The organism is Aquibium pacificum (genome assembly GCF_040839445.1).
Taxonomy (GTDB): domain Bacteria; phylum Pseudomonadota; class Alphaproteobacteria; order Rhizobiales; family Rhizobiaceae; genus Aquibium; species Aquibium pacificus.
Window position 1 is genome coordinate 226766 of record NZ_JBDPGJ010000001.1, and the last position, 20792, is coordinate 247557.

Annotated in this window: 15 protein-coding genes; 12 read left to right on the top strand and 3 right to left on the bottom strand. The window is 65.8% G+C overall.

What is annotated here, in order from left to right:
- Positions 1 to 148 precede the first annotated feature (148 nt).
- Positions 149 to 511, top strand: a complete 363-nt coding sequence (locus ABGN05_RS01175) for a DUF1850 domain-containing protein (RefSeq protein ID WP_367953116.1) — start codon at positions 149 to 151, stop codon at positions 509 to 511.
- Positions 512 to 1051: 540 nt separating this feature from the next.
- On the top strand, positions 1052 to 1960 hold the full coding sequence (locus ABGN05_RS01180) for a LysR family transcriptional regulator (RefSeq protein ID WP_367952161.1): 909 nt from the start codon (positions 1052 to 1054) through the stop codon (positions 1958 to 1960).
- A 424-nt stretch (positions 1961 to 2384) separates the two neighbouring features.
- Here the strand turns inward: ABGN05_RS01180 and ABGN05_RS01185 are convergent, their stop codons facing one another.
- On the bottom strand, positions 2385 to 3209 hold the full coding sequence (locus ABGN05_RS01185; protein WP_367953117.1) for a class I SAM-dependent methyltransferase: 825 nt from the start codon (positions 3207 to 3209) through the stop codon (positions 2385 to 2387).
- 317 nt (positions 3210 to 3526) lie between these two features.
- Between ABGN05_RS01185 and ABGN05_RS01190 the strand changes: the two genes are divergently transcribed.
- From ABGN05_RS01190 to ABGN05_RS01215, 6 genes are all read left to right on the top strand, one after another.
- The gene (locus ABGN05_RS01190) at positions 3527 to 4141 is read left to right on the top strand and encodes a Uma2 family endonuclease (RefSeq protein WP_367952162.1); all 615 of its coding nucleotides are present in this window, start codon (positions 3527 to 3529) and stop codon (positions 4139 to 4141) included.
- A gap of 143 nt (positions 4142 to 4284) precedes the next feature.
- Positions 4285 to 5445, top strand: coding sequence for an ABC transporter substrate-binding protein (locus ABGN05_RS01195; RefSeq protein ID WP_367952163.1), 1161 nt, complete (start codon positions 4285 to 4287; stop codon positions 5443 to 5445).
- A gap of 175 nt (positions 5446 to 5620) precedes the next feature.
- On the top strand, positions 5621 to 6619 hold the full coding sequence (locus ABGN05_RS01200) for an ABC transporter ATP-binding protein (RefSeq protein ID WP_367952164.1): 999 nt from the start codon (positions 5621 to 5623) through the stop codon (positions 6617 to 6619).
- On the top strand, positions 6616 to 7587 hold the full coding sequence (locus ABGN05_RS01205) for an ABC transporter permease (protein ID WP_367952165.1): 972 nt from the start codon (positions 6616 to 6618) through the stop codon (positions 7585 to 7587). The genes ABGN05_RS01200 and ABGN05_RS01205 overlap by 4 nt, the downstream gene beginning before the upstream one ends.
- The gene (locus tag ABGN05_RS01210) at positions 7577 to 8392 is read left to right on the top strand and encodes an ABC transporter permease (RefSeq protein WP_367952166.1); all 816 of its coding nucleotides are present in this window, start codon (positions 7577 to 7579) and stop codon (positions 8390 to 8392) included. The genes ABGN05_RS01205 and ABGN05_RS01210 overlap by 11 nt, the downstream gene beginning before the upstream one ends.
- 102 nt (positions 8393 to 8494) lie before the next feature.
- Positions 8495 to 9922: a gamma-aminobutyraldehyde dehydrogenase gene (locus tag ABGN05_RS01215; RefSeq protein ID WP_367952167.1), complete on the top strand. Its 1428-nt coding sequence runs from the start codon at positions 8495 to 8497 to the stop codon at positions 9920 to 9922.
- A 301-nt stretch (positions 9923 to 10223) separates the two neighbouring features.
- On the opposite strand, the gene ABGN05_RS01220 is transcribed toward ABGN05_RS01215, so the two are convergent.
- Positions 10224 to 10769, bottom strand: a complete 546-nt coding sequence (locus tag ABGN05_RS01220) for a VOC family protein (protein WP_367952168.1) — start codon at positions 10767 to 10769, stop codon at positions 10224 to 10226.
- 188 nt (positions 10770 to 10957) lie between these two features.
- Between ABGN05_RS01220 and ABGN05_RS01225 the strand changes: the two genes are divergently transcribed.
- The 4 genes from ABGN05_RS01225 (at position 10958) to ABGN05_RS01240 (ending at position 19931) form a co-directional block, all read left to right on the top strand.
- Positions 10958 to 12316, top strand: coding sequence for a hypothetical protein (locus ABGN05_RS01225; protein ID WP_367952169.1), 1359 nt, complete (start codon positions 10958 to 10960; stop codon positions 12314 to 12316).
- 70 nt (positions 12317 to 12386) lie between these two features.
- On the top strand, positions 12387 to 13538 hold the full coding sequence (locus tag ABGN05_RS01230) for an Mrp/NBP35 family ATP-binding protein (protein WP_367952170.1): 1152 nt from the start codon (positions 12387 to 12389) through the stop codon (positions 13536 to 13538).
- A gap of 206 nt (positions 13539 to 13744) precedes the next feature.
- Positions 13745 to 15529, top strand: a complete 1785-nt coding sequence (locus tag ABGN05_RS01235) for an adenylate/guanylate cyclase domain-containing protein (protein ID WP_367952171.1) — start codon at positions 13745 to 13747, stop codon at positions 15527 to 15529.
- A 112-nt stretch (positions 15530 to 15641) separates the two neighbouring features.
- Positions 15642 to 19931: a cytochrome P450 gene (locus ABGN05_RS01240; protein WP_367952172.1), complete on the top strand. Its 4290-nt coding sequence runs from the start codon at positions 15642 to 15644 to the stop codon at positions 19929 to 19931.
- A gap of 32 nt (positions 19932 to 19963) precedes the next feature.
- Here ABGN05_RS01240 and ABGN05_RS01245 read toward each other — a convergent pair whose 3' ends face one another.
- Positions 19964 to 20647 carry a Crp/Fnr family transcriptional regulator gene (locus tag ABGN05_RS01245; RefSeq protein WP_367952173.1) on the bottom strand — a complete coding sequence of 228 codons (684 nt, stop codon included), beginning with the start codon at positions 20645 to 20647 and terminating at the stop codon, positions 19964 to 19966.
- Positions 20648 to 20792 lie beyond the last annotated feature (145 nt).

Below are 20792 nucleotides of genomic sequence, written 5' to 3' on the forward strand. Positions count from 1 at the left end.
GCGCCCATGTCTTTTCTGCAACGCTGGCGATTGGTCGAGGCCGCCGCGACGGCCGATCTCCCCCCTCGTGGGGGAGATGTCCGACAGGACAGAGGGGGGCAACGTAGCGCTCGGACCTCGCTCGCCGGGAACTCGTGACGTGCCCGCCCTGACCCTCTGCATCCTGTCCGCCGGCAAGACCACCGTGCTCGCCGCGACCGCCTTCACCCTGTCCTGGACGCATTCGGTCGAAAAGACCCGCTGGGAGGAGGACTGGCGGGTGACGCCCGCCGGCCTCGAACTCGCCGCCGCCCGCGTCGAAGGGACGGGGGCGGGCATGGAGATCCCCGACGGCGCTGTGCTGAAGGACGGCGTGTGGACCTACCGCCCCAATCTGCCGCCGCAGGAGGCGTTACATCTGGCCAGTTCCGGCGCGACGGTCGGCGGGTGGAGGCTGTGCGTCGACGATGAGTGTCTCACGCTCGGCGCGAAGGCGGGCGAACCGGTCGAAATCAGGGGCTGCGAGGACTAGGCACCGTAAGAACCACACGGTCATCGTGGATGCACGCGGCCACCTGAACAAATGCAAATTATTGATTTTATTACGAAAATATTCGATTGATCGACAATTCTGCGCCATTTTTGTCCACGCTTTCCGGTCCTCCATCATACTCCCCTTCGTCACTTCCGCCGGGCCCTGGGTGGCTGCCGGGCTGACCAGGGGGAAGGGCGGCGTGCGGGATTTGCCTCGTCCGGTTGGCGGGGTCGGGGATTGCCTCGGCAAGGCCCCACGGTCCCGGCCCCTCCGGAGCTGTCGATCCACGGCCTTCGGGCACAGGGTGTGACAGAGGGGGGCAGCAGCGTCGGCGGTGCGCGTCTGCCGGGCATCGTTTCAGAAAAACAGCGCTGTCGGACCGTCCGCCAGCGCGCGCACCGCCTCCCTCAGCGGAGGGTTTTATCAATGGCCAGACGCTTCAGGCGGGCGTGGCGGCGATGATGCACGCCAGATTTCTCACAAGAGGCCCTGTGTGACGCCGCTTCCCTTTCGCCCCGCCGCCCTTATGAATGCGCCATGGCCTTCACGCTCCGTCAGCTCCAGTACTTCGTCGCCGTCGCCGAGCAGGGGACCGTCAGCCGCGCCGCGCAGAACCTGTCGATCTCGCAGTCGTCGGTGACCGAAGCCATCAAGGAACTGGAGGGCGATCTCGGGGTGGAGCTGTTCGAGCGGCATCCGCGCGGGCTGTCCATCACCCACAAGGGCCACCAGTTCCTGCGCCATGCGACGAAGATCCTGGCCGACGTGTCGGACGCGCGGCGCACCTTCTCCGGCGACCCGGAGACCGTCACCGGCAGCCTGCAGCTCGGCGTAACCTCGCTGGTCGCCGGCTACGTGCTCTCCGACCTTCTCGCGCGCTACCGCCGCGCCTGGCCGGGCGTCGAGGTGTCGGCCATCGAGGACAATGGCGACTATCTCGAACACCTTCTGGTCGGCGGCGAACTCGACGTCGCGGTGATGGTCATCTCCAACCTGCGCGACCGCATGGCGCTGCAGGCCGAAATCCTCGAAGTCTCGCCCTACCGGCTGTGGCTGCCGCTCGGCCATCCGCTGGTCGGCGCCGACATCATCTCGCTCGCCGACATAGCCACCGAGCCGCTGATCATGCTGACCATCGACGAAATCGAGGAGAACACGGGAAAACTCCTGATGGCGCTCGGCACCCGCCCGCACGTGGCGTTCCGCACGCGCTCGGTCGAGGCGGTGCGGAGCCTGGTTGCCACCGGGGCAGGCGTCGCCCTGCTGCCCGACCTCGTCTATCGCCCCTGGTCGCTGGAAGGCGACCGCATCGAAAGCCGCGACGTCTCGGGCTCGCTGCCGGCGGTGCAGGTCGGCATGGTGTGGCGACGCGGCTCCAGCCTGTCCCAGACCGCGCGCGACTTCATCGGCATCGCGCAGGGGCAAAGGACGATGCGGGGGCGGTGAGGGGGAGGGAGGCCGTGTTTGGTGCCGGTGCGGGCGAGTGAACGGTGAAACAAAATTGTGAATTCTGTTTCAAATGGCAGCGCTCTACTGACAATCCTGTCGGATCGATCCTAATCAGCGAATATGCTCTCCGGCAGGCAGGTTATTGACCCAATCCCGAGACGCTCGTTGTAAGTTCGCAATGCTTCAGCAACGATCTTAAGCTCCTTTTTTCGTGCCTCGCATTCGCTCTTTGATAGACCTCTCGCAGATTCTTGCTCTACGTTTCCAACAGCCTGTATCAGGCGATAAGTTTCCGCATGAGCTTCTGTGACGATAAACATCGCTATCGCGTTAAATGAGACGGACGCAACTGCAAGTTTTCGCATATCATCACCGTGGATTTTCCATTTAACCGAATTACGAATTCTGTTTCAATTTTCATCTACACCGCGACTGCAACAGTTACCACAGCGGGAATTGGAACGTTCCATGAAGGTCCTTTCCCGTGTTTTTCTAACACCTTAGCGACCACCGCCGCTCGGATGGCAGCGGCGTTTTCTGGGGGCTGAGGTCGTAACAACGCACCACCCCTTGCCGTGCCATCGCGGAAGAAATCATAAGGCGCGCCGGGATCACTTACTTGCCACCCTGAGGCGACCGTGGATTGGCGGCAGTCCGCGAATCCGGCGGCCTCCAGAACCGCAAATGCCAAAGCTGGATCGGCATAGTCATTCGCACCGGGCCCCGGCGGCAATGCAATGTCGGGGGCACCGTATCGACCGATTGCACCAAAAACATAGCCAAGGGCAGTATCCACGTCCGGCCCACACCAGACCGAAAACGCTAGTCGCCCACCGGACCGCAGAACACGGCGCGCTTCTGCAATGACTTTTGGAGGGTCAGGCACATGCGGCATCCCAAAACCGATTGTAATGGCATCAAAAGACGCATTGTCAAAATCCAAGGCCATGGCATCGCCTTCAACAAACCGCGCCTCCGGTACAGCAACGCGTGCCATGTCCAGCATGGCAGGTGAGAAATCGAGGCCAGTAGTTTGGGCCCCCGCTTTGGCCAGACCGGAGGTCACGTTGCCGTGTCCGCAGCACAGGTCGAGGGCTTTAATGCCGGGTTTAGCCTCGACAGCTTGAACCAAGTGCGGCACCACCATATCCGCCGCTTTCGCAAAGACCCGAGCGTAGGAATGCGCAACTCCAGCATCAGCCCATTCACGCCTTTCCAAGGCTGCGAAGGTGTCGGGTTCCTGCATTTCGGGCAATGTTTCTTCTCCTCGTTGCACGGCGCAGTCGGAGTTTCGAAGAGACCTTATATCAACTTCAAACGAGACCGGGTGGGGTCATGGGTCCGTTGCGGTGAAAATCACTTTCAGGAAGCAGAATAGCACAGGCTCGCGCTTCCTTGTCGGCATGAAAACCGTCAATCTGAAACAGAATCACAGTATTCTGTTTCAATGTCCGTCCCGCGCGGCATGAGGTTCCCTGCGCCACCGCGCGTCAGGTCCCTGCCGATGCCGCACGTTTTTGAAACCCGTTTGCCGACCTCGGAGAGGATGCTATTCTCATCGGCATGAACCAGCTCTTCCGAAACCCCGAGCTTCGCTCAGCCGACCTTCCGATCACCACACGGGCCGCCGAGGGGCTGGAGCGGCGGCGGTGGACCGTGGCCGAGATCGAGGCGATGGTCAAAGCCGGCGTCCTCGATGAGCATGAGCGCTTCGAACTGATCGGGGGGGAGATCGTGCCCATGAACCCGAAGGGCATTCAGCACGAGGCGCTGAAGGTTGCGCTGACGTTGTACTTCGCCGAGGTCCGGCCGAGAGAATTCATCTTCGCCACCGAGACCACCTTCCGCCTCAGCGAGGACAGTTTCGTCGAGCCCGACTTCATCTTCTTCCGCAAGGCCGACGGTCTGGCGGCGCTCAACCCCCGGACGGCTCTCCTCGCGGTGGAAATCGCCGATTCCAGCCTGCGCTGGGACCTCGGCCGCAAGGCGCTGATCTATGCCCATTTCGGCATCCCGGAACTCTGGGTCATCGACGCGGTGAAGGAGTTGATCCACGTCCACGCCGAGCCGGGGCTGGAAGGCTATCGCTCGATCCGCCAGATCCCGGCCGCGGAGGAGATCGTCTCGACCGCCGTTCCGGGGCTGTCTCTCACTCTGGCAACGCTCGAACGTTTCTGACGCCACGCGCGTTCGCTCTCCTATCGGAAGAACCGATATCGCCTTTCTGACAAATGAAATTGCGAATGGCTGCAATCCTGTCACTGTGGCCGCAGGGATCATCCCGCCACAAGAGAGCGGGCCCTTTCAACGGGAGATCAGTCATGACGAAGAAGCTTCTGCATTCCTGCACTGCGCTCGCGCTCGCGCTGTCCGTCTCGGGCCAGGCGCTGGCCCAGATGACCGAAGTCGGCGAAAGCGAGGGCCAGGTCAACATCGTCGCCTGGCCGGGCTACATCGAGCGCGGCGAGACCGACAAGGCCTTCGACTGGGTGACCAAGTTCGAGGAGGCGAGCGGCTGCAAGGTCAACGTCAAGACCGCCAACACGTCGGACGAGATGGTGGCGCTGATGAACGAGGGCGGGTTCGATCTCGTGACGGCCAGCGGCGACGCCTCGCTGCGCCTCGTCGCCGGCAAGCGCGTCCAGCCGGTCAACGTGGACCTGATCCCGAGCTGGTCGACGGTCGACGACCGGCTGAAGGACGCGCCCTGGCACACGGTCGACGGCACCCACTACGGCGTGCCCTACATGTGGGGCCCGAACGTACTCATGTACAACACCGAGGTCTTCAAGGAGGCGCCGGACTCCTGGAACGTCGTCTTCGAGGAGATGACGCTGGGCGACGGCAAGTCCAACAAGGGCCGCGTGCAGGCCTATGATGGGCCGATCCACGTCGCCGATGCCGCGCTCTACCTGATGACGCACAAGCCGGACCTCGGCATCAAGAGCCCCTACGAACTCAACGAGGACCAGTACAAGGCGGCGCTGGAGCTTCTGCGCCAGCAGCGCCAACTGGTCGGCCGCTACTGGCACGACGCCTTCATCCAGATCGACGACTTCAAGAACGAGGGCGTGGTGGCGTCGGGCTCCTGGCCGTTCCAGGTCAACCTCCTGAAGGCCGACAACCAGCCGGTCGCCTCCGTGTTCCCGAAGGAGGGCGTCACGGGGTGGGCCGACACGACCATGATGCATGCCGACGCCGAGAATCCCAACTGCGCCTACAAGTGGATGGAACACACGCTGTCGTCCAACCTGCAGAGCGACCTGGCCGTCTGGTTCGGCGCCAACCCCTCGGTGCCGGCTGCCTGCACCGACGGCTCCGGCATGCAGACGGCGGAAGGCTGCACGGCCAACGGCATGGACAATTTCGACCAGGTCCGCTTCTGGACCACCCCGACCTCGAAATGCGCCAGCCAGAACGACCAATGCGTGCCCTACTACCGCTGGGTCTCGGACTATGTCGGCGTGATCGGCGGGCGCTGAGGAGACGGTCGGGCCAGCGAAGCTACCCCTCATCCGACCTCGCTTCGCGAGGCCACCTTCTCCCACAAGGGGAGAAGGAAGGGCGCCGACCTTCTCCCCTTGTGGGAGAAGGTGGCTCGGCGCGAAGCGCCGAGACGGATGAGGGGTGATTCTGCACCAGGCTCGATCCCAACCCATGACCACAGCCGTCTCCTTCCAGTCCGTCTCGCGCCACTACGGCCCCGTGCGCGCCGTGGACCGGGTCGATCTCGACGTCGCGGCCGGCGAGTTCTTCGCGATGCTGGGTCCCTCGGGCTCCGGCAAGACCACGTGCCTGCGCCTCATCGCCGGCTTCGAGCAGCCGACCGCCGGGCACATCGAGATTTTCGGCGAGACCGCGGAAGGCGTGCCGCCGTACCGGCGCAACGTCAACACAGTGTTCCAGGACTACGCGCTGTTCCCGCATCTCAACGTCGTCGACAACGTCGCCTACGGGCTGACGGTGCGCGGCGTGGCGAAGGCCGAGCGCATGAAGGCGGCGGAGGAGGCGCTGGCGCTGGTGCAGCTTCCCGGCTATGGCCAGCGCCGCCCGGGCCAGCTCTCCGGCGGCCAGCGGCAGCGCGTCGCGCTCGCCCGTGCACTCGTCAACCGGCCCAAGGTGCTCCTGCTCGACGAGCCGCTCGGCGCGCTCGACCTGAAGCTGCGCGAACAGATGCAGGAAGAGCTGAAGACCTTGCAGCGCCAGCTCAGCATCACCTTCATCTTCGTCACCCACGACCAGGGCGAGGCGCTGTCCATGGCCGACCGGGTCGCCGTCTTCAACGACGGCCGCGTCATGCAGGTCGGCTCGCCGGAAGACATCTACCAGCGCCCGGCCTCGCGTTTCGTGGCCGATTTCGTCGGGTCTTCCAACGTGCTGCCGCCAGAGTTCGTGCAGCGCTACGACGGCCGGAAGGCCTGGGGCAGCCTCAGGCCCGAAGCCATCCGAATCCAGCTCGCCGCCTCCGGCGACGGCGTGCGGGCACGGGTAGTGGCGAAGAACTATCTCGGCGCCGCCACCCGCATCGCCCTCGACGCCGAAGGCCTGCGCCTCCACGCCATCGTGCCCGCCGGCGCCAGGCTGCCGACCGAAGGCGAAGCGGTCGTGCTCACCTTCAACCGCGAGCATCTGCACGTGATGGAGGGCGAGGGGTGAGCGACGCCGTCCTATCCTCCGGTTCGAGGCACAACCCCGCCGTCCTGCCGGGACGGGGCGGGGCGTTCGGCGCCTTGTCGGATACGTTCTGGCGGCATCCGGGGCTGCTTCTCTTTCTGATGCTGACGCCGCCGGTGCTGTGGCTGGGCATCGTCTATCTCGGGTCGCTGTTCGCGCTGCTCGCGCAGAGTTTCTTCTCGATCGACGAATTCTCGGGAATGATCCGCTACGAGTTCACGCTCAAGACCTATGGCGAACTGTTCCGCCCCCAGAACCTCGACATCATCTTCCGGACCGTCGGGATGGCCGCGACGGTGACGCTCGCAGCGGCGGTCGTCGCGTTTCCGATCGCCTACTTCGCAGCGCGATACGCGCGCGGAAAATGGAAGGCGTTCTTCTACCTGGCGGTGATGCTGCCGCTGTGGTCGAGTTATCTCGTCAAGGTCTATGCCTGGAAGCTGATCTTGGCCAAGGAGGGCATTCTCACCTGGCTGCTTACGAAGCTGCACCTCGCCTGGCTGCTCGACGCCTGGCTGTCGCTGCCGATAGTGGGCGGCAGTTCGCTGTCCTTCAGCTACACCGGCACGTTCCTCGTATTCCTCTACGTCTGGCTGCCCTTCATGATCCTGCCGCTCCAGGCCGCGCTCGAGCGCGTGCCGGGAAACCTGGTCGAAGCCTCCTCGGATCTCGGCGCCTCGCCCGGCCAGACCTTCCGCAACGTGATCTTCCCGCTGGCGCTGCCCGGCATGGTCGCGGGCTCGATCTTCACCTTCTCGCTGACGCTGGGCGACTACATCATCCCCCAGATCGTCGGCACGTCGCATCTCTTCCTCGGGCAGGCGGTCTACGTGCACCAGGGCACGGCCGGCAACATCCCGCTTGCCGCCGCCTTCACCGTGGTGCCGATCGTGGTGATGGGTTTTTACCTGTGGGGCGCCAAGCGGCTGGGGGCGTTCAATGCTCTCTGATCGCGGCCAGTCGGCTCCGCTCGCCCTGAAGCTCGCCGCCGCGGCGGGGCTCGCCTTCCTGCACCTGCCGATCCTGCTGATCTTCGTCTACGCCTTCACGACCGAGGAGAAGAGCTACCAGTGGCCGCCGCCGGGGTTCACCCTGCGCTGGCTGGAGGTCACGTGGAACCGGACCGACGTCTGGCAGGCGCTGTCGCTGTCGGTGCAGGTCGCGGCGATCTCGACGGCGATCGCGCTGGTGCTCGGCACGCTGTGCGCTGCCGCCGTCAGCCGGACGAAGTTCTTCGGACGCGAGACGATCTCGCTGCTCGTCATCCTGCCGATCGCGCTGCCCGGCATCATCACCGGCATCGCACTGCGTTCGGCGTTCAACCTCGCCGAAATCCCGTTCTCGACCTGGACGATCGTTCTTGGTCACGCGACCTTCTGCGTCGTCGTGGTCTACAACAACGCGGTCGCCCGCTTCCGGCGCACGTCGGGCTCGCTGATCGAGGCGTCGATGGATCTCGGCGCCGACGGCTTCCAGACCTTTCGCTACGTGATCCTGCCCAACATCGGCACCGCTCTGCTGGCGGGCGGCATGCTGGCCTTCGCGCTGTCCTTCGATGAGGTGATCGTTACCACCTTCACCGCCGGGCAGCAGCAGACCCTGCCGATCTGGATGCTCGAGGAACTGGTCAGGCCGCGGCAGCGCCCGGTCACCAACGTCGTGGCGATGGTGGTGGTGCTCGTCACCTTCCTGCCCATCCTCGCTGCCTTCTATCTGACCCGGGACGGCGACCAGATCGCCGGGGCGGGCAAGTGAAACCGAGGCAGTCGGCAGTGGGCAGTCGGCAGTCGGGACGAAGAGCTTTCCCGACTGCCGACTGCCGACTGCCTACTGCCGATTGAACAAGGGAGACACACCATGGACACCGCAATGCTGATCGGCTCGAAGTTCGAGGCCGGAACCGAGACCGAGGAGGCGATCCTCAACCCGAGGACCGGCGCGACGATCCTCAACCTGCCCGAGGCCAGCCAGGGGCAGATCGAGGCGGCGGTCGCGGCGGCCGAGAAGGCCCTTGTCACATGGTCGCGCACCACGCCGGCACAGCGCTCGGGCTACCTGCTCAAGATCGCCGAGCGCATCGAGGCGGAGGCCGACGGCTTCTCCGCGCTGGAAGCGCTCAACTGCGGCAAGCCGATCAACGCGGTGAAGAACGACGAGATCCCCGCCATCGTCGACTGCTACCGGTTCTTCGCCGGCGCGGTGCGCACCATGCCGGGCGTCGTGGCGGGCGAGTACCTGCCGGGCCACACCTCGATGGTGCGGCGCGATCCGATCGGGGTCGTCGCCTCCATCGCGCCCTGGAACTACCCGCTGATGATGATGGCCTGGAAGCTGGCGCCGGCGATCGCCGGCGGCAACACGGTGGTCTTCAAGCCGTCCGAGCAGACGCCGCTGACGGCGCTGAAACTGGCGAAGATCCTCTCCGAGATCCTGCCGGAGGGCGTCGTCAACGTCGTGCTCGGGCGCGGCGAGAGCGTCGGCAACGCGCTAATCAACCATCCCAAGGTCAACATGATCTCCATCACCGGCGACGTTGCCACCGGCAAGAAGGTGCTGCAGGCTGCGGCCAAGTCGGTCAAGCGCACACATCTGGAACTCGGCGGCAAGGCGCCCGTCATCGTCTTCGACGACGCCGATATCGACGCGGTGGTCAACGGCCTGCGCGCCTTCGGCTACTACAATGCCGGCCAGGACTGCACCGCCGCCTGCCGCATCTATGCGGGCGGGAAGATTTACGACAAGCTCGTGGCCGACCTCTCCTCGGCGGTCTCGACCATCAAATACGGCCAGGAGGACGACACGCAGAACGAGATCGGGCCGCTGATCTCGAAGCGCCAGCGCGACCGCGTCGCCTCCTTCGTCGAGCGCGCGGCCGAACTCAAGCACATCGAAATCACCACCGGCGGCAAGGCCGGCGACACCGGCGGCTTCTACTACCAGCCGACCGTCGTCGCGAACGCGCAGCAGAAGGACGAGATCGTGCAACGCGAGGTGTTCGGGCCGGTCGTCTCGGTGACGCGCTTCTCCGACGTCGACGAGGCGGTGACCTGGGCCAACGACAGCGACTACGGGCTGGCCTCGTCGGTCTGGACCAAGGACGTCGGCCGCGCCATGGCGACGGCGGCGCGGCTGCAATACGGCTGCACCTGGATCAACACCCACTTCATGCTGACCAACGAGATGCCGCATGGCGGGCTGAAGCAGTCCGGCTACGGCAAGGACATGTCGCTCTATGCGCTGGAGGACTATACGGCGGTGCGGCACGTGATGGTTGCGCACGGGTAGCTGCGATCAGGGACCGGCGGAACCGTCGATCGACGTTCATGCGGTTCGCGGCGGTTAGTAGCACCCCCTCACCGTCTCGGGCTTCGCCCGATCCACCTCTCCCCCTGCCCGGGGAAGAGGAAACGCAGCTTCGGCTTCGTGCCAGTACCAAGGCGGACGAGCGAGATCGGCGCCGCGCCTTTCCTCTCCCCCGGGCAGGGGGAGAGGTGGCTCGCGAAGCGAGACGGTGAGGGGGTGCTTCCTTTCACCGCCAGGGTGGAATGCGGACTGTCATGCGCGGTGAGGGAAGATCACTCCCCCGTTACCCCACCTCCGCCAGTTCCTTCGCGTGCAGCCAGTCGGCATGCTTCGGGGCGCGCTTCGTGCGCGACCATTCTTCCAGCATGTCCCACTTCACCGCATCCAGCCGCTTGACCAGCGCCTCTTCCTCCGGGTCGGGGCAGGCGAGTTCGATCCGGTGGCCGTTGGGGTCGAAGAAGTAGATCGAATGGAAGATCGAGTGGTCGGTGACGCCGAGCACGTCGATGCCGTTCGCCTCCAGATGCGCCTTGTATTCCAGCAGCGCGTCGCGGTCCTTTACCTTGAAGGCGAAGTGCTGGACCCAGCGCGGCGTGTTCTCGTCGCGGCCCATCTGAGGCTTCGTCGGCAGCTCGAAGAAGGCGAGCACGTTGCCGCCGCCGGCGTCGAGGAAGACATGCATGTATGGGTCGGGCTCGTGCGTCGACGGGACGTGGTCCTCGGCGATCGCGAGCACGAAGTCCATGTTCAGGTTCTTCACGTACCAGTCGACCGTCTCCTTCGCGTCCTTGCAGCGATAGGCGACGTGGTGGATCTTCTCGATCTTCATGGCGATACCTCCGTTTCCAGTTACAATCGTGACTGTTGCGTTTGTAACTATCAATGGAGATTTCCGGCGATGACGTCGCAGATTGGCGCAACGCCGAATTGACGCTATGATGGGGCTGACGCGATTGACGGAGCGGCATTTCCCGCCGCGCCACTGCCACATGAACGCCCTCGGGTCGGAGGTCAGGCATGGTAATTCGCATCGTAGCAACGTGCGCCGTGATGATTGCAACGGCCGTTTCCGCAATGGCGGACGAGATCGCCGGCAGCGGCTTCAGTTCCGGAAAATGGTCGGGCGGCGCCTACACCGACCAGGGCGCCTTCAGCCATTGCGCAATGGCGACCGACTACCAGTCGGGGATACGGCTGCACTTCGCCATCGACAAGACCTATCACTGGCGGCTGGGCATGTCGCATCCCGAGTGGGCCATGACGCCGGGCGAGAGCATCCCGATCACCTATGAGGTCGACCGCAGCGGCGCGAATGCTTCGGATGCGCGGGTCATCTCGAAGGACTTCCTTCTTGCCGAACTCGTCGCGACCGACCGCGTCTTCAACCAGTTCCGCCGCGGCAAGATGCTCAGGATCGACGCGGGCAGCCAGAGCTATTCCTTCGTGCTGACGGGCACCTCGCGCGCCCTGTCGCGCACGCTCAAATGCGTGGAACGCAACATCAACTATCGCGACCAGCCGGCTCCCGGGGCGCCGGGCGTTCCTTCGGCCTCCATGAGCCTCGACGGGGCAATGCCAACCGCCATTCCGACCCACGCGCCGGAAGCGACGCGGCGCGAGGCGAGCAGCGGGCCGCAGGCGCCGACCTACGCGGGCGATCCATCGGCCAACAGAACGGTCGAGGGGGCCATGCCGACCCTCATTCCGGCGTTTGCGCCCGAAGCCACGCGCGCCGACGCAAACAGCGACCCGCAAGCGCCAACCACGGCGGCCGTGTCGACTTCGGCGGACTCTTCGAACAGGCAAGGGGATCTGCCGCAGACGGCCGCCCTCGATCTGCCCGGGGGCGGCGCCGACGGACAGCGCGCGACGACGGCCAGCGCCGGTCCCGTCCTGCTCGACACGCCCGAGCCGACGCTCGACGCGGTGCGGTTCATGTTCCGCGTCTTCCGGTCCGACGCTTTCGCGCAGTACCGGTTCACGGACCACACGGCTTCCGGGTCGGACGGCTCGGAATTCGACCGCTCCGCCGCCATCGCCTGGACGTCTCCGTCGGGCGACGGCGCGCTGAGGGTCTATGATCCTGGTTCCGCGCGACTCGACGGCGTGATCGCCGAAGCCATCGCCGAAGACGCCCGCAAATGCCGCGGCGCCTTCGCGTCGGGCAAGAAACCGGCGGAGGAGGATCCGGCAATCTCGACCGCCTTCACCGCGTGCAAGGACGGCGACGTCTACGAGACCTACCGCGACTACGTGGCCTTCCGGCACGGCTCCGGCAATCTCTACCTGATCGCGAGCGACCAGTCGGGAACGTCTGCCATCGACGAGACGGTCCCGAACGCATTCGTGCACAGCATCGCTGCATTGGCCGAGTAGTTCCGGCCTTGCCCTTGGCCCGTGGAGGCAACTGCATTATCTCAGGGCGCGAAACGAACCGGAACCGCCCATGCCCGTCTCCCGAGAATCCGTCCTCGAAACATTGCGCACCATCAAGGGGCCTGACTTCGAAGGCGACATCGTCTCGCTCGGGCTGGTCTCCGACATCTTCATCGCCGACGGAAAGGTCTTCTTCTCCATCACCGTTCCGGCGGCCCGTGCGCAGGAACTGGAACCGCTGCGCACCGCAGCCGAGCGTGCCGTGAAGGCGATGCCCGGCGTCTCGGGCGCCGTGGTCGCCCTGACGGCGGAGAAGAAGGGCGGCGGCATGGAACGCGCCACGCCGCCGCCGCGGCCTGCTCCCACGGCTGCGAAACCCGCTCCGCAGCTGGCGCCGGCATCGCGGCAGTCCGGCAAGCGCGGGGTACCCGGCGTGGCATCGATCATCGCGGTGGCATCGGGCAAGGGAGGCGTGGGCAAGTCGACGACCGCGCTCAACCTCGCGCTCGGGCTGCAGACGCACGGGCTGAAGGTCGGCGTTCTCGACGCCGACATCTACGGTCCCTCCATGCCGAGGTTGCTCGGGCTCTCCGGCCGGCCGGAGACAGTCGACGGCAAGATCCTGAGGCCGATGCAGAAGTTCGGCCTCAAGGTCATGTCCATGGGCTTCCTCGTCGACGAGGAGACGCCGATGATCTGGCGCGGGCCGATGGTGATGTCGGCCCTGACGCAGATGCTCCGCGAAGTCGAATGGGGCGAACTCGACGTCATGGTCGTCGATATGCCTCCGGGCACCGGCGACGCGCAGCTGACCATGGCGCAGCAGGTGCCGCTCGCCGGCGCCGTCATCGTGTCGACCCCGCAGGACCTGGCGTTGATCGACGCGCGCAAGGGCCTGAACATGTTCCGCAAGGTCGACGTGCCGCTGCTCGGCATCGTGGAGAACATGAGCTATTTCATCGCGCCCGACACCGGCAGGCGATACGACATCTTCGGCCATGGCGGCGCCAGGAAAGAGGCGGAACGGCTGGACGTGCCCTTCCTTGGAGAGGTGCCGCTGGAGATGGCCATCCGGGAAACCTCCGACAGCGGCACGCCCGTGGTAGTCTCGCAGCCGGAAGGTCCTCACGCGAAGATCTACCGGGATATCGCGCTGCGTGTGATCGAGCGGCTCGGAGAGGAGAAATCTCGCGATGCCGCTCCCGCTATCGTGTTCGAATAGTCTCGACCCAGATACGCGTCACCGGCATTTCCGTTAGAACTCTTAACCTATATTTGCTAATGCTTGTGCGCGCGGTCGCGCCGCAAGTGCATTGATCGAGTGCCCCTGCGGCGTCGCGCCAACGAAACTGTGACGCCGAGCGCATTTGGACGACCTGCGGTGGGAACACATCGCAATCGTGGCGGCTCGATTGAGATGGGGCTTGGATGGCCGGCCGTGAGTTCATACGGCACGTGGCGACGATCGTTTCGATCGATGCGGTCGGGTTCTCTCGCCTGATGGGCCTCGACGACGAGGCGGCGGTCGCGATCTTCGAGGAGCGGCGCGACCTCATCGACGCCGCCTGCAGCAAGTTCGGCGGCCGCATGTTCGGCCCGGCTGGCGACAGCATGATGGCCGAGTTCGGCGCGCCGATCGACGCCCTGCTCGCGGTGCTGGATTTCCAGGACCAGATCCGGTCGGCGAACGAGAGCCTGCCGCCCGAGCGGCGCATGGCGTTCCGGGCCGGGATCAATACCGGCCAGGTGATCGTCCGCGACGAGAGCCGGTACGGCGACGACGTCAACATCGCCGCCCGGCTGCAGGAGATCGCCCCGGACGGCGGGGTCGTGATCTCCGAGACCAGCTGGCATCATCTGCGCGGCCGTGCGGCCGTCAGTTTCGTCGATCTTGGGGAACGGGAGTTCCACAACATCCTCCTGCCGGTGCGCGCCTATCGCGTCGAGCGCGGCCTGACCGCACGCGCGGAGACCCAGGACGTCGCTCCGGCCTTCTCCTTCTTCCGCGCCGACGGCAAGGGCGGGCCCCCAGCGGTCGCCGTCCTTCCCTTCAGGATCGACGCTGACGACCCCGAGATCCGCTACATGGGCGAGGGCATCGCCGAGGACATCATTGCCGGGCTCTCGAACACCCGCTGGCTGCCCGTCATCGCGATGAATTCCAGCCGGCAGCTCTCCGACGAGGCGCTGATGCCGGAGGCGGCAGGCCGCGCGCTGGGCGCGCGCTACGTGGTCACCGGAACCCTCTCGCGCAGCGGCGGCACCCTGCGCCTGCGCGCCGCGCTGGACGACGCCTCGACCAATCGCAACATCTGGTCCCGCCGCTACGACCGCGACGCCAGCGAGATGACCGAGATGCAGGGCGAGATCGGCACCGAGATCGTGGCGACGCTCGAAAAGGAAGTCGACCGCATGGAGCAGGCGCGCACCTTCCGCGTGCCGTGGGAAAGCCTCGAGACATGGCAACTCGTGCGGCGCGGCCGGTGGCACATGCAGCGCCGTACCCGCGAGGATACGCAGATGGCGCTCGACTTCTTCCTCGCCGCCTTCGATCGCGACCCCAATTCGAGCACGGTGCTGGACGAACTCGCCTGGTGGCACTTCTGGCGCGCGTGGGTGAATTTCGGCGGTTCGGGCGAGTACCACAAGGACCTGGAAAAGGTCGTGCACTACTCGCGCAAGGCGCTCTACATGGACAGCCAGGATGCGCGTCCGCACGCGCACCTGGGCATCACCGACATCATGCTGAAGCGTCCGGCAAACGCGCTCGAACATCTGGCGGAGGCGCTGCGGATCAATCCTAGCTTCGCCTTCGCACGCTCGGCGATGGGCAGCGCGCACAATCTGCTCGGGGAGTCCTCCCGCGCCATCCCCCTGTTCCAGGACGCGGAACGGCTGAGCCCCTTCGATCTCTACCGGTTCCACAATCTCGGCGAACTCGCCTCCGCCTACAGCCACGTGGAGGACTGGCCAGCCGCCGCCGCGGTCGCGGATCGTTCGCTCGCGCTCGCGCCGTCCTACTGGTACGCCCGCTTCCTCAAGATCGGCGCGCTCGCCCGGATGGGCCGGTGTGAAGAGGCGAGGCACGAACGTTCCCTTCTCCTCGCTCGCGACCCGGACTTCCGAGTCGAACGGGCCGAGGTCATCCCTTTCGCCCGGCCCGAACTCAACCGCTTCCTGATCGAGGGATTCCTGATGGCCGATAGGGACTGAACACCCGTTTCCCGCCAGGGTGGAAAAAGAACACCGGTTCTGTGAAGCGCCTCACTTACACCTCGGCCCGGGCGGCCGTAGCTGGCATGCGGGACCAATAGCGGGGACACGGATGTTCACGACCAAGTTCTTCGATGGCGTGAAGCGCGCGCAGGCCGCGCAGAAGCCGGTGGCCGAACTGCCGCCGTTCGACGCGGAGCGGATGCGAAGCAAGGGGCTGGCCTCGCGCGCGATCGGCTCCCTGGTCGAGAGCCCGCGGTGGTGGCTGGCGCTGCTCCGGCGCTACCGGCCAATCCCGCGCATCGGCAATTTCGCGCTCGTCACCAAAGCCGCCGACGTGCGCGAGGTCTTCGAGCGCCAGGACGTGTTCCAGACCCCGTTCGGGCCGGAGATGGCGGAGATGGCCGGGGGGGCCAACTTCATACTCGGCATGCAGGACGGTTGTGCCTACCGCACGCTCAAATCGTCCGTGCTCTCCGCATTTCCGCCGGACGAAGTCGAAAGCCGCGTTCGGCCGGTCGCCCGGAACCACGCGCAGGCGATCATGCGTGGTGCGATGCCGGGCTTCGACGCCGTCGGCGGCCTCCTGAAGCTCGTTCCCGTCCGCATCTGCCGGGAGTATTTCGGCATGATCATCGAGGACGAGGAGGAATTCGCCGACTGGTCGATCGCGCTCAGCGCGCTCTTCTTCTCCGATCCGTCTGGCGATGCCACGACGCGCGAACTGGCCGTCGTCGCCGCCCATCACATGCGCCGGGAGATCGACCGCTCCATCGATCGGGCGATTGCCGGCGACTGTCCGCCGCATACGCCGCTGGCCCGGCTGGTCGCCATCCATCAGGCCAAGCCGGAGGCGCTCGGCCGTGACGACATCAAGTCCGTGATGATGGGCATGATCTCCGGCTTCGCGCCGACAAACCTGCTGGCTGCAGCGAACGGCCTGGACGTGCTGCTGTCGCGCAAGGACGCCTATGCGGCCGTCCGCAACGCGGTGCGGTCCAACGACGACGCGGCGCTTGACCGGGCGATCCTGGAGACCATGCGCTTCAAGCCGATCTTCATCGGCCCCTTCCGGTATGTCGCGCGCGACACAGTCATCGCGCAGGGCACCTGGCGCGAGAGAAAACTGAAGGCGGGCATGACGATCATGCCGTCCATTCTGTCGGCAATGTTCGACGAGGAGACCGTCGCCGACCCGGAACGGTTCAACCCCGACCGGCCGGCGAAGGACTACATGGTCTATGGCCACGGCATCCACTGGTGCATCGGTTCGGCCATCGCCAAGGTGCAGATCGCGGAATGCATGCGGGCACTGTTCGAGCGGCCCGGCCTGCGGCGCGCTCCTGGCCCCGCCGGCAGGCTGAAACGCCGCGGCGCGTTTCCCGAGTCGCTGCACGTCGATTTCGACGTGACCGAGGCGTCGAAGACGGTCGGCCACGCCTTCGTCACCATCGCAGCCAGGGTGCGCGAAGGTGTCGACGCGCCGATGCTGCGGGATGCGGTCGATAGGCTCGGGAATCCGGCGACGGACGGAATCAACCGGGCGCTGGACGCGACGGGCATCGTTCACTTCGCTAGCCTATCGGTCATCGGCAGCGCCGATCCGGTGGCGGAGAAGCCGGGCGACCGTCTCGACCTGGTGCTGGAATTCTCCGCCGACGGCGAGCGCGACGCCGCGATCGCGGCCGTCGCCGAGCACGCCGGAGCCGACCTGCGGCCGATCTTCGAAGCCGCCGGCGCCCTCAGACCCGGGGCCGACTTCACCGAGTTCATGCGCGGCCACGCGGTCGATGTCGCGCCCGGCATCCACAAGGCCGCGGGCCTCTGCTTCACCGGCACGCCCGGGCATTCCGTGCATCGCATCAAGGCCGAGTGCGCATTCGAGGAGACGCTGCGGCACGTCCTGTTCACGGACCCGCGCCGGCCGGGAGAGAGCGCCGGCCAGCGGCTGGCACGCCTGCGGGAAACCGTGCTGTCCGCCGGCGGCTTCGAATGGGCCTTCCAGCGCGCGCCGCACGGGCTGGAGGGTCCGGAACGCACGCTGACGGACGCGCTATCGGCCACCTTGAAGAACTGGAAGGTATGGGGTCCGGCGGCCGTGCTCTGCCTGGCGCTTGCGGCGCTGTTCTTCGGCTACGCCTTCGGACCCGCGACCGGCTTTGCGAGTGTGGTCCTCATGGTGCTGGCGAGCCTCGTACTGGCGCTCATGTCGATCGTCGTCGTGGTCGCGGTGATCGTTGGGGCGGCATACCTGGCATTGCGAAAGAAGGAGGATCGCGACGCCGAGAAAGGCGTGCCTCTGCCGCCGGAGCGTTTCGCTCCCATCGCCGATCGCGAGAACCATCACGCCCACAATCACCTGGTCGCCATCTCGATGATGAAGCCCGGGCTCTTGCGCCGGCTGACGTTGCGGCTGGCCTTCGCGGTGATCAAGGGTGCGGCCACGCACGCCTTCCCGCCGGGACGGCTCTCCGACATCGGCTCGATCCACTATGCCCGCTGGGTGCTGCTGCCCGGTACCGACAAGCTCCTCTTCTTCAGCAATTACGGCGGCAGCTGGGGAAGCTATCTCGAGGACTTCATCACCAAGGCCAGCGCCGGCCTGACGGGCGTGTGGAGCAACACGCTCGGCTACCCGAAGACCCGCAACCTGTTCCAGAAGGGGGCTGAGAACGGCGACCTGTTCAAGCACTGGGCGCGCGAGCAGCAGATCCCGACGCTGTTTTGGTATTCCGCCTATCCGAAGCTCACGACCTTCCACGTCCGCAAGAACGCGGCGATCCGCGCCGCCTTTGCGTCCGCCGATTCCGACAGCGAAGCGGCCGCGCTCTTTTCCGAGTTCGGGTCCTCGCCGCGGCCCGCGGAAAAGCTCGAGAACGAGGAGATCCAGGCGATCTTCTTCGGCGGCATGGGCAGGCTCGGGGAAGCCGAGATGATGGCGCTGTCGATGCCGGAGGACCTGGGCGACGACGAGAAGCGGCGCTTCCTCGACCATGTGCTGGCGAACGCCACGTTCGGCGACCGCTTGCCCGACGAGGAGGCGATGGTGATCGCTCTCGCCGCGGGCGGACTGCGCAAGCTCGGCCTCGATGGCGAGAGCGTCGTGTGCGGGCTTCCGACGGCGTTCGTCCGCGGCATGGCTGCTCCCAACCAGGATCGTGTGCTGGGCGACATCGGCGAGAGCGCATCCGCCAACTGGCTGTGGGGCGGACCCGACAGGGCCGCCGATGCCGTCGTCGTCTGCTACGCCCGGACGAAAGCCCGGCTGCGCAAGAAGACCGCCGCGATCGCCCGGGTCGCGAAATCCGCCCGTATCGTGCCGGTCGCGCGCCAGCCGCTCACGATCAGGAAGGACGCCGACGGCAATCCGATCGAGCACTTCGGCTTCCGCGACGGAATTTCGCAGCCGGTCATCGACGGCACACCGCGCGCGCGCGCGCCGGGCGACCAGCAGCACCGCGTCGCCGCGGGCGAGTTCCTGCTAGGCTACGCCGACCAGAGCGGGTACGTGCCGAGGTCGCTCACCGTGGATCCCGCCAGCGATCCGGACGGGTATCTCGCCGGTCTGCCGTCCGCAACGACGGCCGCGGAAGACGAGGCGCGCCGCGATTTCGGGCGCAACGGATCCTTCCTCGTGGTGCGCGATCTCGTGCAGCATGTCGACCGGTTCGAGGATTTCTGCCGGGAAGCGGCAGCCGCGCTCGGATCCCCGGAAATGGATGGCCGGCCCGCCGAGGAATGGATCGCCGCCAAAATGTTCGGCCGCTGGAAAGACGGTTCCTCGCTTGTCCGCAATCCGCGCGGCAGCGCTCGCAAGGATGATCCGTCCGCTTCCGATCAGGCCGGCGCGAACCGCAGGAGAAGCGCGGGCGACAATGGTTTCCTGTTCGGCAAGGAGGATCCGCAGGGCCTGCGCTGTCCGTTCGGTTCGCACGTCCGACGCTCCAACCCGCGCGACTCGCTAGGCACCGACGCGGAAACCCAGATCGGCCTGTCGAAGCGCCACCGCATTCTGCGTATCAGCCGCGCCTGGGAAAACGGTCCGGAAAAGGGCATCCTCTTCATGTGCCTGAATGCCGACATCGAGCGTCAGTTCGAATTCGTGCAGCAGACCTGGGTCATGAACCCGAACTTCAACGGACTTCGCGCAGAGCAGGACCCGCTCGTGGGCAACCAGTCGGCGCCCGGCAGCTACACCATCCCGACGCCGGACGGGCCGCTCACGCTGCAGGGGCTGACAGCCTTCGTGACGGTAAAGGGCGGAGGCTACTTCTTCATGCCGGGCAGGCGCTCGCTGCGCTATCTGCGCGCGCTGGCGGGGGAAGCGAAAGCGGTGGCCCCATCGACGCCCGGTCCTGCCGCGGACGCAGAACCCGTCGAGGCGGAGTTGGTGGAGGCATAGAAGCCTGCCGCCCGATTGCCCGGTATAGCGGCTCAGTCGCCCGACGCGGCGCCGATCCGTTCGAGGCCGCGATCGTTGAGGATCTTGATCGCGCCCCGCTTGACGTCGATGAGCTTGGACTTGCGCAGGTCGGTCAGCGTCTTGTTAACGGATTCCCGCGTCGCGCCGAGGAATTCGGCCAGGTCCGACTGCGAGATGTGGATCCAGCCGCCCTCGTCCTTGATGAGGCCGGACAGGAACGAAAGGCGCTTCGCCAGCCGCGCCTCGATCTTGAGAAGGGCCTGGTCGCCGAGTTCGGCGCTGATGTACCGGAGCCGCGCGCACAACAGGCCAATCATGGTCGTCGCCAGCTTCGGGTGCTGCTCGATCCGGTCGAAGAGCTGCCGGCGCGAGAGCGAGACCAGGGTGGCGTCCGTCAGGCAGGTCGCGGTCGCGGTGCGGGTGCCACCGTCCAGCGTCGCGATCTCGCCGAAGACGCATTTTTCCGTCTCGAGATTGGCGACAAGTTTGCGCCCGCCTTCGGAGTAGAGCGCGATCTCCACGGCGCCCTCGATAACGCCGTAGACCCGCTCAGCGATGTCGTCCTGCATGAACAGGTGATGCCCAGCGCGATAGTGCTCGTGCGTGCAGCCGGCGAACAGCGCATCGAAGAGATCTTCCGTGAGCATGGCCCTCGGTTGCGGCCGCTCTTCCATTTCCAGCATCTGACTTGCCATGACCTGCTCCAACCGGTATCCGCCATCCTGCCCCGGATGAATGCTTTGTGCCGCTCATGGCCCGACTTTTCGGCCGAGTCCAGCGTCTCTGCACGGTCCGGGCCCGGAGACCGAGTTCGGCCAGGATCGTCGGCGACTTCCTTGC

Bases quoted from the DNA above. Each gene is read 5' to 3' on its own strand.
- ABGN05_RS01245 (WP_367952173.1), bottom strand. From the start codon at position 20,647: ATGGCAAGTCAGATGCTGGAAATGGAAGAGCGGCCGCAACCGAGGGCC.
- ABGN05_RS01225 (WP_367952169.1), top strand. From the start codon at position 10,958: ATGGTAATTCGCATCGTAGCAACGTGCGCCGTGATGATTGCAACGGCC.
- ABGN05_RS01180 (WP_367952161.1), top strand. From the start codon at position 1,052: ATGGCCTTCACGCTCCGTCAGCTCCAGTACTTCGTCGCCGTCGCCGAG.
- ABGN05_RS01230 (WP_367952170.1), top strand. From the start codon at position 12,387: ATGCCCGTCTCCCGAGAATCCGTCCTCGAAACATTGCGCACCATCAAG.
- ABGN05_RS01195 (WP_367952163.1), top strand. From the start codon at position 4,285: ATGACGAAGAAGCTTCTGCATTCCTGCACTGCGCTCGCGCTCGCGCTG.
- ABGN05_RS01240 (WP_367952172.1), top strand. From the start codon at position 15,642: ATGTTCACGACCAAGTTCTTCGATGGCGTGAAGCGCGCGCAGGCCGCG.
- ABGN05_RS01215 (WP_367952167.1), top strand. From the start codon at position 8,495: ATGGACACCGCAATGCTGATCGGCTCGAAGTTCGAGGCCGGAACCGAG.
- ABGN05_RS01210 (WP_367952166.1), top strand. From the start codon at position 7,577: ATGCTCTCTGATCGCGGCCAGTCGGCTCCGCTCGCCCTGAAGCTCGCC.
- ABGN05_RS01235 (WP_367952171.1), top strand. From the start codon at position 13,745: ATGGCCGGCCGTGAGTTCATACGGCACGTGGCGACGATCGTTTCGATC.
- ABGN05_RS01185 (WP_367953117.1), bottom strand. From the start codon at position 3,209: ATGCAGGAACCCGACACCTTCGCAGCCTTGGAAAGGCGTGAATGGGCT.
- ABGN05_RS01220 (WP_367952168.1), bottom strand. From the start codon at position 10,769: ATGAAGATCGAGAAGATCCACCACGTCGCCTATCGCTGCAAGGACGCG.
- ABGN05_RS01190 (WP_367952162.1), top strand. From the start codon at position 3,527: ATGAACCAGCTCTTCCGAAACCCCGAGCTTCGCTCAGCCGACCTTCCG.
- ABGN05_RS01200 (WP_367952164.1), top strand. From the start codon at position 5,621: ATGACCACAGCCGTCTCCTTCCAGTCCGTCTCGCGCCACTACGGCCCC.